Origin of the sequence: Mycobacterium sp. G7A2 (assembly GCF_041902445.1) — a bacterium.
Classification (GTDB): Bacteria; Actinomycetota; Actinomycetes; order Mycobacteriales; family Mycobacteriaceae; genus Mycobacterium.
Map to the genome: position 1 here is coordinate 3,737,148 of NZ_CP169251.1, position 15,046 is coordinate 3,752,193.

Below are 15,046 nucleotides of genomic sequence, written 5' to 3' on the forward strand. Positions count from 1 at the left end.
CCGGCTATCCGTGTCGGCCCGTCTTGCCGGTCCGCGCGAATGCATTGCGTACATCGCGCACGATGTAACCGAGCACCGCAATGTTCACCGCGATGAGCACGATGAACATCAGCAACCAGTTGGTGCGGGCATGGTCCACGTGCCACCAGATGATGGTGAACAGCACGGTGGTGACGAGGATCAGCACGTCTTTCCAACCGCCGAAGCCGGTGTAGCGCGACGCGGCTTCTCGCAGCTCCCGGCTCTTGTCCGTCGCATCGATGAGGCTGTCGATGCGCTGATCGATGCTGCGCTGCAGCCGGGCACGCCGCTCGACTTGCTCTGCGGGGATGCGGTCGAGCAGGTCGAGATCCTTGGTGATGATCGCTCGGATGTCGGGCGGCTTGATGTTCCCCGCGGCTGCGCCCAGCAGCGCGCCTCCGGCGATAGGCGCTCCGGCGAGTGCGATTTCGGCGAGACCGGGCATGAGACTCCTTGGTCGAGCGGTCAGCGAAACTGCGTGGCGCCGACGACCCCGGCGATGGTGACGAGCACGACCGCGCCAAGGAGCAATGTACCGAGCCAGGTGCGGAAGACTTCCAGATCGCCCTGCGCACAGCTTCGGCGGACTGAGCGCTGTCAACCCATCAGATGCGCCGCGACGGTCCCCCCGAGGTTCCAGCACGCTTCGAGGTCGTCCTTGCTCGGCTTGCCCGCAACCACGACGGTGTCGGATGCCTTGACCCACCCCAGACCTGCGGTGATGCCGTCGACAGCCCGTTGCGCACCCTCGGTTCCCTCATTGCCGTGCAGCCAGAGCCCGAACGGGCGCCCCTGTGTGGCATCGAGGATCTGGTAGTACGACGTGTCGAATGCGTGCTTGAGCGCACCGCTGATGTAGCCGAGGTTGGCCGGCGTGCCGAGAACGTAGCCGTCGGCGTCGAGCATCTCGGCCGCCGCGACCGTCAGTGCCGGGCGCCGGAGCACCTCGACCCCCTCGATCTCGGGATCGGTCGCTCCGGCGACGACAGCCTCGAGCATCTCCTGACAGTGTGGCGACGGCGTGTGGTGAATGATCAGCAGACGGGCCATCAGGTAGAACTCCGCTCCTCCATGTGCACGGCCTTCTTCATGGTTTCGCGAGCACGCGGGCGGTCGCCGGCATAGTCGTACGCACGTGCCAATCGATACCAGCGGCGCCAGTTGTCCGGGTCGGCCTCGAGTTCGGCGCGCACCGTCGCGAACAGTGCGTCCGCGGCGTCGCGCTGGATGCGGCCCGACGGCATTCTCGGGAGGGCGCTGACGTCGAGTTCGAGCCCTTCGTCCCGGATGATCCGGCCCAGACGCTGGTGGGCGAGACCGGCGCGCAGTGTCGCAACCAGGACCCACAAGCCGATGAACGGCAGGATCATCAGGGCCAGTCCCAGCCCGACGGCGGCGGCTTCCCCCGAGGAGATGAACGCCCACGCGATGCGCCACAACAGGAAGAAATAGGCGATGAGCGCGACGCACATGAAGCCGATCAGCAGCTGGATCCGCACCGCGCGTCCGCCCTCGCTCATGACAGATCGAGCAGCGGTTCGATACCGACCGTGAGTCCGGGGAACTCTTGGATCCGGCGGACCGCCAGTAGGACGCCGGGAACGAACGAGGTGCGGTCGATGCTGTCGTGCCGGATCGTCAGCGTCTCACCCTGAGTACCGAACAGCACCTCTTGGTGGGCGACGAGACCGGCCAGCCGGACGGAATGGACGGGGACACCATCGACGTCGGCGCCCCGGGCCCCGTCGAGCCCGGTACTCGTCGCGTCGGGGTTGGGCGGCAGCTCTTTTCGCGCTTCGGCGATCAGCTTGGCGGTCCGCACTGCGGTCCCGGACGGAGCATCGGCCTTGTACGGATGGTGCAGTTCGATGACCTCGACCGACTCGAAGAACCGCGCGGCCTGGGCGGCGAAGTGCATCGACAGCACCGCACCGATAGCGAAGTTCGGGGCGATGAGCACGCAGGCGTCGGGCTTGTCGGCCACCCATCGGCGCACCTGGTCCAACCGTTCATCGGTGAACCCGGTGGTGCCGACCACGGCGTGAACGCCGTTGTCGATGCAGAACTTCAGATTGTCCATCACCACACTGGGATGGGTGAAATCGATGACGACCTCGGTGTTCGTCTCCGTGAGCGCCGCGAGCGGGTCGCCGGCGTCGACGCCGGTGGTGAACGTCAGATCTTCCGCACTCTCGACTCCGGCCACCATGGCGGCGCCGACCTTGCCCTTGGCGCCCAGCACTCCGACTCGCATGGTTCAACCCTAACGTCCGCAGTCGGCTCCGCTCGGGGTGACCTCTGAAACCTCTTTTGTCACTGTGGTTTCTGTGGCCACATCCGCGGGCGGACCTGTCGGGGTATCGAACTAGTGTTCGATACATGAGTGAAGTAGGCAGCGCAGTCGCCGCGATCCGCGACGGCATCGCCGAGCTGGCCGCCGCACCCATCGACACTCTCACTCACCCCGAACTGATCGCCCTGCTCAACGACATCAAAACCCTGAGCTGGTCCCTACCCGCGGTCCAACACCCCATCCTGGCCCGGCTGATGACCGAAACCGAACCCCAAACCCTGGGCGCCAAATCCTGGGAAGACATCCTCACCATCGCCCTGCGCCTGTCCAAAACCGAAGCCACCCGCACCATCCGCGACACCCACATGCTCGGCCCCCGCCGCTCCCTCGACGGCCAACCCCTCCCCCCACACTGGAATCACGTCGCCGCCGCCCAAGCCCAGGGCCGCATCGGACCCGCCCACCTGGACACCATCGCCGAGTTCTTCCGCACCCTGCCCCACTGGATCGACGTCGGCACCCGCGCCGACGCCGAAACCCAACTCGCCCGCTCGGCCTGCGGGCTCGACCCCGACCAACTCCGCCAAGCCGCCCAACGACTCGCCCTGACCCTCGACCCCGACGGCCCCGTGCCCGACGAGAAAGAACAACACCGCAAACGCGGCCTGACCATCGGACGCCAACAACCCGACGGGATGAGCAGAATCTCGGGCTACCTCACCCCCGAAGCCCGCGCCTGCTGGGACGCCCTCGCCGCCAAACTCGCCGCCCCCGGCACCCCCCACCCCGACCACAACCCCAGCAACAGCCACCCCGCCGACACCGACACCGAGACCGGCAGCACCGGCAGCGGCAGCCCGCAGGAACCGACAAATGGACAGGCCGGCGCCAGCGACCACGCCGCCGAGACACCGACGGGCCCTCAGACCCGCAACGACACCCGCAGCACCGCCCAACGCAACCACGACGCCTTCCTGGCCATGACCCGCATGCTGTTGTCCTCCAACCAACTCGGCACCCACAACGGGCTGCCCGTCACCGTCATCGTCTCCACCACCCTGCAGGAACTCAGCCGCGCCGCCGGCGTCGACATCACCGGCACCGGACCACGCCTGGGAGGCCGCACCACCCACGCCGTCACCGCCGGCGGCACCCTGCTACCCATGGCCGACCTCATCAGGATGGCCACCCCCGCCCACCACTACCTGGCCATCTACGACCAACACACCAACGAAGCGCTCTACCTCGGCCGCACCAAACGCCTCGCCACCCCCGCCCAACGCATCGTGCTGCTCAACCGCGACCGCGGCTGCACCCGCCCCGGCTGCACCACCCCCGGCTACCACACCCAAGCCCACCACGCCGTCGCCGACTGGAACGACAACGGCCACACCAACATCAACGACCTCACCCTCGCCTGCGGCCCCGATAACCGCGCCGCCACCAACGGCGGCTGGACCACCCGCAAACGCCCCGACGGCCGCACCGAATGGCACCCACCCCCAGCCCTCGACACCGGCCAAACCCGCATCAACAACTACCACCACCCCGAGCGCTACCTCATCCCCGACGAAGGCGCGGGAAACGACGACAAAGGTGCGGGAAGCGAGAGCACGAACGGTGAAGACGCGGACGACGACCCGTAGCCGCGGCTAACCTCGAGAACATGCGTATTGATGACCGGTGGCCGACGTCGTTTTCCGTGCTGGGAGCCGGCGTGCTCACCACTGCGCTGTTCGCCGCGGCGCCGGCCGCTGCCGTACCGGTATACGGCAGCAACGGGGTGTTCGGCGTGACCACTCAGCCGCGAGAGGGGTGGGCGACGTCCTTCATCCCGCCCGGCCGATACCGGGTCGACCAGTCACCGAGCATGCAGCCCTACCAGAGTCCCCCGGGATTCTGGCTACGCTGCAGTGATTTCCCCTGTGCGGGAACGTCTCCGGGCAACATCATCGGTACCGGTGCCGCGCAGCGCGACGCTCCCACCTTCGTGGACATCCTGCCCAGCGATGTGGCGATCGCGCTGCACAACGTCACGTTGACGACGCTCCCCTGACGTTTCGCCTCGTTTCCAGTTGCGCGCGGACGGCATCGATACCGACGAGTTCGATGTCGTCCCGAGCGACGCGTTGCCAATCAGCACGGCTGATCGCGAAATGCAGCATGCGGTCCGGCGACCCCCGCCGGGGCTGAACTGACGTGCCGGTCTGCAGATAGGGCAGCGACCGGGTGACCGCGAGCGACGCGACGTTGTCGTGCCAGGCGCCGGTGGTCGCGTGGTCTGCGTCCAACCCGCGGAAGATCATGTGCAGCGCTGCCTGACGCACCTCGCGACCGATGCCGCGCCCCTGATACGCGCGCCCGATCCACGATCCGGTTTCGGCACTGCGAAGGACTGGGAAGCGGTCAGACGCGATGGAGCACATACCGACGACGACACCACTCACGAGCACCGCGAAATGTAGATCCCAATGATCGACAGTCGTTTCAGCGCGCGAGCGCCAGTAGTACCGCAGGGTGTTGCGCTGCAGCTCCGGCGCGGCGACGTCGGTCCAGGGCCTGGTGAACGGCATGGTCGCACGGTCATGAACGCCCTGCGCAGCCAGTTCCGCCAGTGCGAACCCCAGATCGTCGGTGACGTAGCGCAGCGTCACCGAGGGCGTCCTCACTTCCAGGCCCGCCAAAGGCCAAATCGTCGACACCATGACAGCCATGGCAACACACCGCGCCCCGGTAGTTGAACTGATTATCGCCCGCGGTCGGTTATCGCCAACGGTCCGTTATCGGCCGCCGTCCGTCACGCCCGCGGTAACTTTCAGCCCTCGGTTCGCTATCTCCCGCGAACCGTCATCGACCGCCCAACGCGGGGTCGAAAGTCGCCCGGGCGGCGACCGAGGCGGCCACTGCTGCCACGACGACGGCGGCATCGTCTTCCCGGTCCTTCGGGACCACGATCTCGGCGCTGTCCGCGTCCACGCGGTGCGCCATCAGCCAGTCGTAGAGCAGCCAGTCCAACGCGCAGGCCATGTCGAACCGGTCGGCCTGCGCATCGCCCGCGGCTGCGGTGACCCGCGCCAGCGCTTCAGCGTGCTCGCGGCGGGCGGCGTCCCGGTTCACGCCCGAACTGTCGAACAACAGCATGGCCAGAGTCAGCGGTAGCCGTGCGCCGTCCTCGGTGCGCAGCACCCATCGTCCGCCCTTCCACGGGCGGGCGGGATCAACCTGCACCATGTCTCCGAAGCCGCCCACCACCCCGAGTGTCGGCTCGTCGAGCTCACCGTCGAGGGGTGCGGGGCCCAGCAGGCCCAGCGGTTGACGGGCCAGGATCGACATCAGCGCGGCGGTGCCGACGATCTGTCCGGCGCGCACATCCGGAACCAACCCCATACTGTCGGCGGCCCGCGCGTAGTCCAGGCACAGCCGGTCGAGGCTGCAGTACAGCTCGGCGAGTACGTCACGCTCGACCGGTGACGGCCGCCGTCCACCCCCGAGTACGTCGCCGAACCGGCGCGCCGCATCGATGAGGGCGTCGTCCAGCGCGGACAGGTGAGTGGCGGCCAGACGGTCCGGTTCCTCGTCGGCCTCGACAAGCTCCAGCAGCGACGTCGGCCGCCCGTCGACCGTCGCCCAAGCGAACCCGATCTGGTCGTCGGTCTGGACTATTCGGGGCCTCATCGACGCCGCTCCCACACCATCACGCGGTTGTTGCCTGAGTCCGCGATCGCCAAGCGGTCACCGTGCAGACTCAATCCGTAGGGCCAGCACAGCGTGTCACGGCCGACCAGCGCCCAGCGGTTCTCTCCATTGGAGCTGAAATCCGGCTGCGCCAGCACATGGTCGGCGGGCCGCCCACCGAGTGGCTCCGAGGGCAGCTCATCCCACAGCAGCACCCGGTTGTTGGCGGTGTCGGCGACGGCGAGCCGCCCGTCGTCGAGTCCAACGGCGTAGGGAAACCGGAACCGGTCCCCGCTGTGGGGGCCGTACGGCCACTCGTCGGCCGACGAGAAGTCCTGCTGCCCCAGGACTGAATCAGCCGGTGCGTCACCGCCGGGATGCGGTGACCAACCGAGCACCCGGTGATCACCGGCGTCGGCGACCAACAGCAGTTCGTCGGTGCCGGTGACCGCGTGCGGCCACCGGAAACTCGCCGGTCCGACCGCCTCTCCGCGGTTTTCCTCCCGCGCATGTTCGCTGGGTTGACCCAACACGATGTCGGCGGGCTGGCCGGGCTCGGGAATTCCGCCGGACCAGCCCAGCAGCCGGCGGTTACCGGTGTCGGCCACCCAGAACCGCTGCCCCAGCAGCGCGAACCCGAACGGCCAGTACAGCGTCGACGCCGAACACTCCTCGCCCGCGTTCGGCTCGACCGCAGTCGAATCTGCCTGTCCGAGAACGACATCGGGTGCTACGTCGTTGCGCTGCGGCACCTCGTCCCAGACCAGGATGCGGTGATGCCACGCGTCGGCCACGATCAGACGTCCACCGATGACGGCGACTCCGGTGGGGAGGTTCATCCCCCGCTCGGGGCCCCGCCCGCCCGCGGCCCGCCCTTCCGACGTCCCGTCGGGCTGGCCGAGCACCACATCGGCCGGCTGCTCGTCGGACTCGGGAACACCGTGCCAGATCAGCACCCGATGGTTGCCCGAGTCCGCCACCACCACATGAGAGTCGTCGAGGAACACCCCGCGCGGCGAATACATCCACGCCATGCTCGGGGAGGCCTGCGGCAGCGCCAACCCGCCGGGCGCGGGGGCGCCCAGCCAGGTACGAGGCTCCCATCCACCGCTGTGCTCATCGGTCAGCACGGCGAGCGCGCCGGCTGGGCCCGTCCGTCCGCCTGCACGGCCATTCACGCTGTGGCGCACGGTGTACCGGCTCATGGGCCGACCCGCACCCAGACATCTCCATCCTCGACCCGCAGCGGCAGTTGTTCGAGCTGCACACCGGGGGCGGACAGACACTCCCCGGACGACGCGTCGTAGCAGAACCCGTGCCACGGACAGGTCAGTGTCCCGGCCGACACATCCAACACGGCATTGTCCAAGGGCAGTGCCTCGTGAGCACATTCGTTGCGGTAGGCCGACAGCCGCTGATCGACATTGACGACGAGGACATCGGGGCCGTGCACACTGACCTCGCCGACCGGGACCGCGTCGGCGCGGGCCACCCGCACCCAGCCCTCGGCCTCCGGGTCGGCGGCGCGGCGGAACGACACCGACTCGATCGGAATGATCGTCGGCGTGGGCTCGTTGGGGAGTACCTCGACCGCGCTGATCGCCGGAACCGCCTGCAGCAGCGCACTCTCCACCAGTTCGCGGAGCGTGACCGAGGACATCGAGCAGCCGTTGCACGCGCCTTCCAGACGAACGAACGCGACGCCGTCGGCGACACGGTCGAGCGTGACGTCGCCGCCGTGACTGTGCAGTTGGGGACGTACCGCGGCCAGCGCCCGTTCAGCCAGGGTGACCGGGTCGGGGCGGATGATGCCGTGGAGCGTGAGCAGCATGCGCACCACCGGGTCGTCGACGAGGTCGAACAACAGTGGCCGCGCCGCGTCGTCGGCGCGCATTCGCGTCACGATGGTGACCAGCCCGGCCCGGTGGATCTCCTCCAGCGCAGCCTTGAGCTCTTCGGCGGCTGTGCGGGCGGCGGGATCCAGTCCGGCGACGGCGGCCAGCGCGTCGTCGACGCGGCGCGCCAGCGTCTCGAGGTCGGCCCCTTCCTGCAGGTCGGTCATCGTGCCTCCTCGCCGCGATCGAGGGCCGTCTGGCGGGCCACCTCGTCGAGGATGTCGCGAACCGTGCGTACCGAGTCGGTGTCGCCGCCGTCCTCGAACAGGAACCGGGCCTCGTAGAGCTTCGCTTTGGCCTGGTCGAACAGGCCCAGATGCGCGAGAACGTTGCCCTGATTCGCCAGCACCCGGGCGCGGCCCAGCGGATCGCCGTCGCGGTCGCGCGACTGCAGCACCGCTTCGTAGATCTCGACCGCCTCGACCAAGTTCTCCTGACGGTGTTTGGAGGGGGTGTAGACCATCGAGTTGGCCAGGTTCAGCTGCACGCTGGCCCAGCGTTGCGGATGCTCGTCGCGGGTGAATACGGTCAGCGCCTGCCGCAGGGATTGCGCGGCGATGCCCAACCTCAATTGGCTCGACGCTTCCACCATCGGCATGGTCAGGTAGGCGGTGGCGAGATCGGCGTGCGCGGAGGCCCACAACAGCGGTGCGTCCTCACGCCGGATCAAGTGCAGCGCGGAGTGGTAGTGCGGAACGGTGGCGGGCAGCAGCTCGGGGCGCTGCGCGGCGCGCTCGTGCAGGATCCCTGCCGCGCTCAGATGCAGTTCAGCGCGCGCGACACGCAACGCATCGGCGTCCTCGAGCAGACTCAGAGCCCGCTCGAGACGTTGCAGAGCCGAGGGGTCCTCGACGTCGCGGCACACCCCGGCCGCGGCACCGGCCAGCACGCCGGCCAGGGGTCTGCTCACCGATGCCGCGAGTTCGGCGGCGCGGTCGAGCAGCGGCACCGCCGCGGCGGGGTTGCCGTCAGCCAGCGCCGCCGAGGCCTGCGCGGCCAGCACGATCGCGGCGATCTCTCCGTCGTGCCCGTCGAGCTCGGGCGCGGAGTCGGTACGCCCCAGGGCGAAAAGCACCACGTCGACCAGCACGGCGAACTCTCCGAGGTCGGCGCGGATCGCGGCGGGGTCGGCCTGGTCGGGATCGAGAACGAATCTGTTGTAGCGCGACACCGGGTCGTCGCCGGTCAGGGCGTGCAGGGCACTGTCCCGGTCACCGGCGAGGGCGTGGCGGTACGCCTCGAGCCGGTCCGGCCACTGCTCGGGAAGCCGGCCATCGACCAGCGCGGTTCGGGCGGCTTCGGTGTCGTGGCCCGCCGGGATGAGCAGGTATCCGGCGGGAAGGCCGAACGCGCCCAGCGGCTGCGGACGCGCGGCAAGCATGGTGCCGGTGTCCTCGGACACATCGGCGACGGTGTCGGTCACGGCCCTCCCACGAGATTCATCCCGATAACGGTCCCTTCAAGTCGCGCTCGGCGGCGCGTTTGATCAGATCTGCGGCCAGCTCGGCCCGCCCCCGGGTGCGGTGGGTGGCGATCCGTTTGCGCACCACCCCGTCGTCGAAGACGACGACGATGTCGACGGCCCAGTGCCCCCGCTCGTGGACCACCACGGTGTCCACGTCGCGGGCCTCATCGGCGGAACTTTCGGCGCGGACCGTGGTCGGCGGCCTGTCGCTCGGAAACGGGTTTCGGTGATCACTCATGGCGATCACCGTTCCCGCTCCTCGTCGCCGGAAACCGGGATGCGCAGCGCGGCGTGGTCATCGTCCCAGAATGCCTGGAAAACGCCCTGAAGTGAGGTCTCCCTCAGCAGCTCACTGACGAGTACCGACCGGTCCCCGGCGGGATTGCGCTGTTTGAGCAGCAATCCCCCGCTGCGGGGCCCGCGCAGCGGAATCAGCCAGAACGTGCCGTCGCGCACCACGGCCGTCACGGCGTCGGAGGGAAACCGGGCCGCCGCCAGCGCGGCATCGAGACGCAGATATCCGTCCGCGGTGAACTCGACGGTCGCCGCGGCGTGCCCGGCCGGACGCAGCGGCGCCAGGAAATCCCGCTCGACGATGTCGATGACCTGCTCCATGGCCGCGGCGACCGGTTCGGAGAGTTCAGCACCCATCTCGACGCCGGCGACCTCGACGAGGAAGACGGTGATGTCGCTCGGGCAGTCGTCGGCGAGTGCCCAGCGCGCGAATGCGATCGCGTGGTCCCAGCGAAACGAGTGGGTGTGCAGACCCTGCAGCGGCGGAAGTTCGGCGAATTCCTCACCGGGTACGCGAAAGACCGTGCCCGGTGCCGATCCGGTGGCCGCGGCATCGATGATGACCACCCTGCCGGCCCCGCGCATCTGGAACGCCACGTCCATGCCTGCCGTGCCGCCGTCGACCAACTTCGCGCCATCGGGTACCCCGCGCTCCCACAGGTGACGGACCAGCACCGGTCCCACCCCGTCGTCGCCGCGCAGCAGGTTGCCGCACCCGATGATCACGACGTCGCAACCCGGCGGCTGGAGGGTAGCCGCCGGGTTGCTGGTCGTGGGGTTCACCCGTGGTGAGGGCAGGTCACACCATCCCGTTGATGACGAACTTGTTCAGCTCGCGTCCCGTCTTGCCGTCGTAGGCGTGCACCGTGCACACCAGGCACGAATCGAAGCTGCGGGCCACGTGACCGAGCTCGACCGGATCCTCGGCGTCGACGATCGGCGAACCGACCAGGGCCCGTTCGATGGGGCCGAGCGTCTCGGAGCCGTCGCGCGGCCCGATGTTCCACGCGGTCGGGGTGACGACCTGATAGTTCTTGATCTTGGAGTCCTCGATGACGATCCAGTCCGACAGCGAGCCGCGAGCCGCCTCGGTGGAGCCGAACCCGCGGCCCTCGGCGTATTCGGTGGGCTTGGTGTAGAAGCTGTCCTTGAGTTCGAGGGCGTCCAGCCACTGCCGGGTCCACTTGTAGTACTTCGGCGCCTCGTGCATGCGGGCCAGCTGCCGCACCATGACCGACGGCCCGATCGTGTTGTAGATGTCGCCGAACAGTGGGTCGTTGTCCTGGTGCGGCGCGGGGTTGGGGCCGGCGGCGGCCATCCGCCGGGCCAGCGGACCGGCCTCCAGCGGGATGTTGCCCAGGTCGCCGACGGCGTAGCGCGGAGACTTGGCCCAGCTGTACTTGCCCTGCTTGCGACCCTGCTCGGGGTCGATCGGGATGGTCTCACCGTCGAACGGGTGCAGCGGCCGGTCCCCCTGGTAGAAGGAGTGCGTCACGTCCTCGCGGACGTTGGCCTGGTCGAACTCGTAGTACCGGCCGTCAGCGAACACCCCGGAACGCCCGATCAGTGCGGCGTTACGTCCGTCGATGGTGGGGTTTTCGTACAGCGTCGGGTCGAAATAGGTGCCGGTGGCCAGATAGTTGCCGACGCCCTGGCCGTACTTGTCCAGCCCGACGTCGAGGCAGTAGCGGATGAAGAAACCGCAGTCGCTGTTGTATTGCGCCTCGTTCTCGTCCACCCACGCCAGCACGTCGTTCCACGTCTTGTTCTCCAGCCACCGGTCCACCGAGCAGCCCAGCCACTGACCTTCCAGCCAGGCGTCGTTCCAGTGCTCGAGGATCGCGATCGATCGGGTCACGTCCGACAACGTGGGCGCGCACATCACTCCACCGGGCACCATGAAGCTCGAGTGGGGCCACTGGCCGCCGAAGATCGCATACACCTCGACCGGTTTGGCCGACAACACCACGCCCGGTTGATAACTCGTGCCGACGTAGGGAGCGAACCGGCGCACTGCTTCGTCGTACAGCGACGACTTCGCATAGTTCTTGTTGGTCAGGTCGATCGCGAACAGCGCGTAGAAGTACCGCGGGATGGACTGCAGCGTCTCGCATGCCTGGCCGATGTTGCGGACCAGCGTGGCGTTGGGCGGCATGTGGGTACGCCACGCCGTGTCCAGGGCGTACGCCGACTTGTACAGGTGGCTGCCGCCGCAGATGCCGCAGATGCGCGGGCACACCACCAGCCCGGCCTGAGGGTCTTTGCCGCGCAGGATGATCTCGAAGCCGCGGAACATCGCCGCCTCGGTCCACGCCGAGGTGACCACGCCGTCTTCGATGGTGACGCGGACGTCGAGATCACCCTCCACGCGCCCCAGTGGGCTGACGAAGAGGTCGAGCTGATCGGTCATGCCAGGAGTCCCTTTCTGTTCGAGCCCATCCGGTCTCAAACGACGAACATGTCTTCTTTGGACCACTGCGGCGCTGCGATCCGGGCCGCCGCCGCCAGGCCCATGTACGTGAGATGGTCGGTCCCCTCCGGCACTTCCTTGGGGATCATCCCGCTGACCTTCTGGGTCTTGAACAGGGTGCCCGGCGCGAGGTCGAAGTGCGGGAACTCGGGTTCGGTGCAACCGATGCACGGCATGCCGGCGCGGGTCTTGCTGCTCTGCCTATTCCACAGGATGCGGTTGCACGGCGAATGCGTCATCGGTCCCCGGCAGCCGAATTCGTAGAACAGGCAACCTGTTCGGGTGCCCTCGCCGAACGACATCGTGGACTGTTTGTATTCGAAGAACTGCACCCGGGTGCAGCCGGTCTGGGTGAACGTCTTGAAGAACGTCTCCGGCCGGTGCAGGTCGTCGAGGGTGATGTCACCGGCGCGGCCGGTGGCGAGCGCGACGAGAATCTGGGTGATCCAGTCCGGGTGGGCGGGGCAACCGGGAATGTTGATCACCGGCAAGCCCATCTTGGATCGGAAATCCGGCCCCAGGAAGCCGCCTTTCTCCCGCTTGTGGAACTGCAGACCGGTGGACCCCGACGGATTGGGTTCCATCGCCGGGATGCCGCCCCAGCATGCGCAGTCTCCGATCGCGACCACGATCTGCGCGGCGGCGGCCAGATCGGTGACCCAGTCCTTCATCGGCCGGTCGGCGAACATGTCCGTACGCCCGTCGTAGGCCTCCATGACAGACCCCTCGAAGACGAAGATGTCCAGGGGTCGCTCGCCGTTGGCGCAGTCCCAGAAGACTTTCTGGGCGTTCTTACCCAACTCCAGACCCAGCGACGGATGCCACACCAGGTCGAGACCGAAGTCGACGATCAGGTCGACGACGTTGGGCTCGTCGGCGTTGAGAAACGACATCGTGTTGCCGCTGCACGCGCCGCCCTGGAACCAGAGCACCGATGCCATGGAGACTCCTCTCGACTCACCGGCGGCGTCGGCCTCCGGTGCGGTGGGCTGTCAATTCGGTTGTCGGGGGGTCACTTCAGTGACCGGAAAGCTCAGACCCTGCGGCCGAAGGCGCGGGCGACCTCGATCAGGTATGCCAGCCCGCGCGTCACGTCCGGGTCTTTCGCGGCACCGCGCAGCGTCGACCAGAGCCCGCGCAGCCCACGGGGCGGCGCGGGTACCGATGAGCGCGCCGAAACCAGCGCATCTCCCAGGGCGGCAACGACCTCGGCGCCCCTGGGGTCGGTCAGTGACGAGCTCAGCAGCGTGTTGATCGCCGGGGTCGCTTTCACCAGTCCACCGGTGAGCACGGCCAGGCTGGCCGACAATTCGGTCAGGTCGACCTCGCGCAGCGCGGCCAGGCCGGGGATCTGCTCGCTGGAGCCGCTGAGTTCCCCCCACGCCGAGGTGAGATTGGCGGTGATGTCGTCACCGCGGCGGACGAATCCGTCCAGACCGCTGACCAGCACCGCCAGCAGGTCGGCGTGGTCGAGCAACGTCGTCAGCGCCTCGGCGACGCGCGGATCATCGAGACGGTCGCGCACGGAGTCGGCGGGACCGGCGCCGTTCACCGAATCCAGGACGGGTGTTGCTGCCTGACCGCTGGCGCCCATCCGATACCTCCCGGGGCGGGATCCCCTGCTGCGCGGGGGATGTGGCTGTTGCGCCCAACGTACTGCGCGGGCGGCGCCGTGCCTATCGCTTTCGCGCAACAGCTATCAGGATTGCGCAGAGATGGCTACGCTGAAACGAGCCCGTCCGTCAGGAGCCTTGTGTTGCCGCCTCGAATTCGGTTCCCCGCCACCAAAGTTAGCCTTCCCTACCTTCGGGCGGGAACGCGGTCGCACTGATGTCTCGGTTGACGCGGCTGGGCTACATCGACATCCGTCGGACCAGCGATCCGGTGCGACGCAAGGTGCGCTCGCGCGGAGTGCCGCCGGCGCTCACCGCCCATGAGATCTTCTACACCGAAGACGTGGGCAAAGCCGCCCGGCTGCTCGGGCGGGCGTTGACGCCGTTGACACTGACGGTCGACCCCGCCGACGCCGGCGGCTTCGCGGCCACCATGCACGGGGTGCGGCTGCGCAATGTCAGCATGCTCTACCTGGACCTGCACGTGCCGGCCACCATCGACATCCCCGAGTCCGGTCGGTACTTCGCGGTGCACATGCCCCTCAACGGGGTTGCCACCGTTCACCATCCGGCGGCGACCTTCCAGGCGAACACGATGCGCTCGCTGGTCTCCAGCCCGGGCACACCGTTACGGATCGAGCTGGGGCTCGACGCCCCGCAGCTGTTGATCCGCATCGAGCAGCAGGCGATGACCGCCCACGTCACCCGGCTGATCGGCCGCAACCTGGTCAAGCCGCTGGTGTTCGATCCCGACTTCGACCTGGCCACCGAGGCCGCGATGCGCTGGCATGCCGCCGTGCAGCTGGTGCACACCGAGGTGTACCACGCGGGTTCACTGATCCAGAAGGGACGCGGTATCAGCTCGGTCGAGGAACTGGTGATGAGCAGCCTGTTGCATCTCCAGCCATCGAACTACCACGCCGACCTCACCCAACCGGTGTCGGCGGACCCCCGGCGCACCGTCATCCAGCAGGCGATGGATTTCATCGACGGTCATCTGGCCGAGCGGATCACGATGGAATCGCTGGCTCGTGAGGTGCACATGAGCGTGCGCTCCATCCAGCAGGGGTTCCGTGCGGAACTGGGCATGTCCCCGATGGCGTTCGTGCGCGAGCGGCGGCTGGAGCGGGTGCACGAGGAACTCACCGATGCCATCCCCTCCGACGGGGTGACGGTGACGGCGGTCGCGGAACGCTGGGGCTTTCACCACCTGGGCAGTTTCGCCGTGGAGTATCGCAAGCGCTGGGGCGAGGCCCCCTCGGAGACACTGCGGCGCTGACGAGCGTCGCCGACGACACTGCGGCGCTGACGAGCGTCGCC

Annotated in this window: 17 protein-coding genes; 3 read left to right on the forward strand and 14 right to left on the reverse strand. The window is 68.1% G+C overall.

The features are described from left to right. Positions 1 to 4 precede the first annotated feature (4 nt). From ACEWX3_RS17775 to dapB, 4 genes are all read right to left on the reverse strand, one after another. On the reverse strand, positions 5 to 466 hold the full coding sequence (locus ACEWX3_RS17775) for a hypothetical protein (RefSeq protein ID WP_207067256.1): 462 nt from the start codon (positions 464 to 466) through the stop codon (positions 5 to 7). A 152-nt stretch (positions 467 to 618) separates the two neighbouring features. Next, positions 619 to 1,071 carry a flavodoxin family protein gene (locus tag ACEWX3_RS17780; RefSeq protein WP_207067255.1) on the reverse strand — a complete coding sequence of 151 codons (453 nt, stop codon included), beginning with the start codon at positions 1,069 to 1,071 and terminating at the stop codon, positions 619 to 621. Then, on the reverse strand, positions 1,071 to 1,541 hold the full coding sequence (locus ACEWX3_RS17785) for a hypothetical protein (protein WP_207067254.1): 471 nt from the start codon (positions 1,539 to 1,541) through the stop codon (positions 1,071 to 1,073). The genes ACEWX3_RS17780 and ACEWX3_RS17785 overlap by 1 nt, the downstream gene beginning before the upstream one ends. Continuing rightward, entirely contained in the window at positions 1,538 to 2,275 is a 738-nt protein-coding gene (gene dapB, locus ACEWX3_RS17790) for a 4-hydroxy-tetrahydrodipicolinate reductase (protein WP_221357271.1), read from the reverse strand. The genes ACEWX3_RS17785 and dapB overlap by 4 nt, the downstream gene beginning before the upstream one ends. Positions 2,276 to 2,400: 125 nt before the next feature. Between dapB and ACEWX3_RS17795 the strand changes: the two genes are divergently transcribed. Then, on the forward strand, positions 2,401 to 3,960 hold the full coding sequence (locus tag ACEWX3_RS17795) for an HNH endonuclease signature motif containing protein (RefSeq protein WP_374157213.1): 1,560 nt from the start codon (positions 2,401 to 2,403) through the stop codon (positions 3,958 to 3,960). Positions 3,961 to 3,980: 20 nt separating this feature from the next. Next, a complete protein-coding gene (locus tag ACEWX3_RS17800) occupies positions 3,981 to 4,370 on the forward strand; it encodes a hypothetical protein (protein WP_286183360.1) in 390 nt (129 codons plus the stop codon). Here ACEWX3_RS17800 and ACEWX3_RS17805 read toward each other — a convergent pair. From ACEWX3_RS17805 to ACEWX3_RS17850, 10 genes are all read right to left on the reverse strand, one after another. Beyond that, positions 4,348 to 5,028 (reverse strand): GNAT family N-acetyltransferase, encoded by a 681-nt coding sequence (locus ACEWX3_RS17805; RefSeq protein ID WP_374157214.1) that lies wholly within the window; start codon positions 5,026 to 5,028, stop codon positions 4,348 to 4,350. The genes ACEWX3_RS17800 and ACEWX3_RS17805 overlap by 23 nt on opposite strands. 133 nt (positions 5,029 to 5,161) lie before the next feature. Then, on the reverse strand, positions 5,162 to 5,989 hold the full coding sequence (locus ACEWX3_RS17810) for a hypothetical protein (RefSeq protein WP_221363358.1): 828 nt from the start codon (positions 5,987 to 5,989) through the stop codon (positions 5,162 to 5,164). Beyond that, on the reverse strand, positions 5,986 to 7,194 hold the full coding sequence (locus tag ACEWX3_RS17815) for an NHL repeat-containing protein (RefSeq protein ID WP_374157215.1): 1,209 nt from the start codon (positions 7,192 to 7,194) through the stop codon (positions 5,986 to 5,988). The genes ACEWX3_RS17810 and ACEWX3_RS17815 overlap by 4 nt, the downstream gene beginning before the upstream one ends. Then, on the reverse strand, positions 7,191 to 8,051 hold the full coding sequence (locus ACEWX3_RS17820; RefSeq protein WP_374157216.1) for a NifU family protein: 861 nt from the start codon (positions 8,049 to 8,051) through the stop codon (positions 7,191 to 7,193). The genes ACEWX3_RS17815 and ACEWX3_RS17820 overlap by 4 nt, the downstream gene beginning before the upstream one ends. Further along, positions 8,048 to 9,265 (reverse strand): hypothetical protein, encoded by a 1,218-nt coding sequence (locus ACEWX3_RS17825; RefSeq protein ID WP_374159883.1) that lies wholly within the window; start codon positions 9,263 to 9,265, stop codon positions 8,048 to 8,050. Before ACEWX3_RS17825 ends, ACEWX3_RS17820 begins: the two co-directional genes overlap by 4 nt. Before the next feature lie 58 nt (positions 9,266 to 9,323). Continuing rightward, positions 9,324 to 9,587, reverse strand: coding sequence for a hypothetical protein (locus tag ACEWX3_RS17830; RefSeq protein WP_374157217.1), 264 nt, complete (start codon positions 9,585 to 9,587; stop codon positions 9,324 to 9,326). Between the two features lie 5 nt (positions 9,588 to 9,592). Beyond that, a complete protein-coding gene (locus ACEWX3_RS17835; RefSeq protein WP_374159884.1) occupies positions 9,593 to 10,366 on the reverse strand; it encodes a hydrogenase maturation protease in 774 nt (257 codons plus the stop codon). Between the two features lie 76 nt (positions 10,367 to 10,442). Further along, positions 10,443 to 12,053: a nickel-dependent hydrogenase large subunit gene (locus ACEWX3_RS17840; RefSeq protein WP_207068002.1), complete on the reverse strand. Its 1,611-nt coding sequence runs from the start codon at positions 12,051 to 12,053 to the stop codon at positions 10,443 to 10,445. A 35-nt stretch (positions 12,054 to 12,088) separates the two neighbouring features. Beyond that, the gene (locus tag ACEWX3_RS17845; protein ID WP_163674343.1) at positions 12,089 to 13,054 is read right to left on the reverse strand and encodes a hydrogenase; all 966 of its coding nucleotides are present in this window, start codon (positions 13,052 to 13,054) and stop codon (positions 12,089 to 12,091) included. Between the two features lie 92 nt (positions 13,055 to 13,146). Then, positions 13,147 to 13,707: a DUF1641 domain-containing protein gene (locus tag ACEWX3_RS17850; protein ID WP_221363361.1), complete on the reverse strand. Its 561-nt coding sequence runs from the start codon at positions 13,705 to 13,707 to the stop codon at positions 13,147 to 13,149. Positions 13,708 to 13,943: 236 nt separating this feature from the next. Between ACEWX3_RS17850 and ACEWX3_RS17855 the strand changes: the two genes are divergently transcribed. Beyond that, positions 13,944 to 15,005: an AraC family transcriptional regulator gene (locus ACEWX3_RS17855; RefSeq protein WP_374157218.1), complete on the forward strand. Its 1,062-nt coding sequence runs from the start codon at positions 13,944 to 13,946 to the stop codon at positions 15,003 to 15,005. Positions 15,006 to 15,046: the final 41 nt, after the last annotated feature.

Bases quoted from the DNA above. Each gene is read 5' to 3' on its own strand.
- ACEWX3_RS17845 (WP_163674343.1), bottom strand. From the start codon at position 13,054: ATGGCATCGGTGCTCTGGTTCCAGGGCGGCGCGTGCAGCGGCAACACG.
- ACEWX3_RS17775 (WP_207067256.1), bottom strand. From the start codon at position 466: ATGCCCGGTCTCGCCGAAATCGCACTCGCCGGAGCGCCTATCGCCGGA.
- ACEWX3_RS17785 (WP_207067254.1), bottom strand. From the start codon at position 1,541: ATGAGCGAGGGCGGACGCGCGGTGCGGATCCAGCTGCTGATCGGCTTC.
- ACEWX3_RS17825 (WP_374159883.1), bottom strand. From the start codon at position 9,265: ATGCTTGCCGCGCGTCCGCAGCCGCTGGGCGCGTTCGGCCTTCCCGCC.
- ACEWX3_RS17820 (WP_374157216.1), bottom strand. From the start codon at position 8,051: ATGACCGACCTGCAGGAAGGGGCCGACCTCGAGACGCTGGCGCGCCGC.
- ACEWX3_RS17780 (WP_207067255.1), bottom strand. From the start codon at position 1,071: ATGGCCCGTCTGCTGATCATTCACCACACGCCGTCGCCACACTGTCAG.
- ACEWX3_RS17795 (WP_374157213.1), top strand. From the start codon at position 2,401: ATGAGTGAAGTAGGCAGCGCAGTCGCCGCGATCCGCGACGGCATCGCC.
- ACEWX3_RS17805 (WP_374157214.1), bottom strand. From the start codon at position 5,028: ATGGCTGTCATGGTGTCGACGATTTGGCCTTTGGCGGGCCTGGAAGTG.
- ACEWX3_RS17810 (WP_221363358.1), bottom strand. From the start codon at position 5,989: ATGAGGCCCCGAATAGTCCAGACCGACGACCAGATCGGGTTCGCTTGG.
- dapB (WP_221357271.1), bottom strand. From the start codon at position 2,275: ATGCGAGTCGGAGTGCTGGGCGCCAAGGGCAAGGTCGGCGCCGCCATG.
- ACEWX3_RS17815 (WP_374157215.1), bottom strand. From the start codon at position 7,194: ATGAGCCGGTACACCGTGCGCCACAGCGTGAATGGCCGTGCAGGCGGA.
- ACEWX3_RS17800 (WP_286183360.1), top strand. From the start codon at position 3,981: ATGCGTATTGATGACCGGTGGCCGACGTCGTTTTCCGTGCTGGGAGCC.
- ACEWX3_RS17855 (WP_374157218.1), top strand. From the start codon at position 13,944: ATGTCTCGGTTGACGCGGCTGGGCTACATCGACATCCGTCGGACCAGC.
- ACEWX3_RS17840 (WP_207068002.1), bottom strand. From the start codon at position 12,053: ATGACCGATCAGCTCGACCTCTTCGTCAGCCCACTGGGGCGCGTGGAG.
- ACEWX3_RS17830 (WP_374157217.1), bottom strand. From the start codon at position 9,587: ATGAGTGATCACCGAAACCCGTTTCCGAGCGACAGGCCGCCGACCACG.
- ACEWX3_RS17850 (WP_221363361.1), bottom strand. From the start codon at position 13,707: ATGGGCGCCAGCGGTCAGGCAGCAACACCCGTCCTGGATTCGGTGAAC.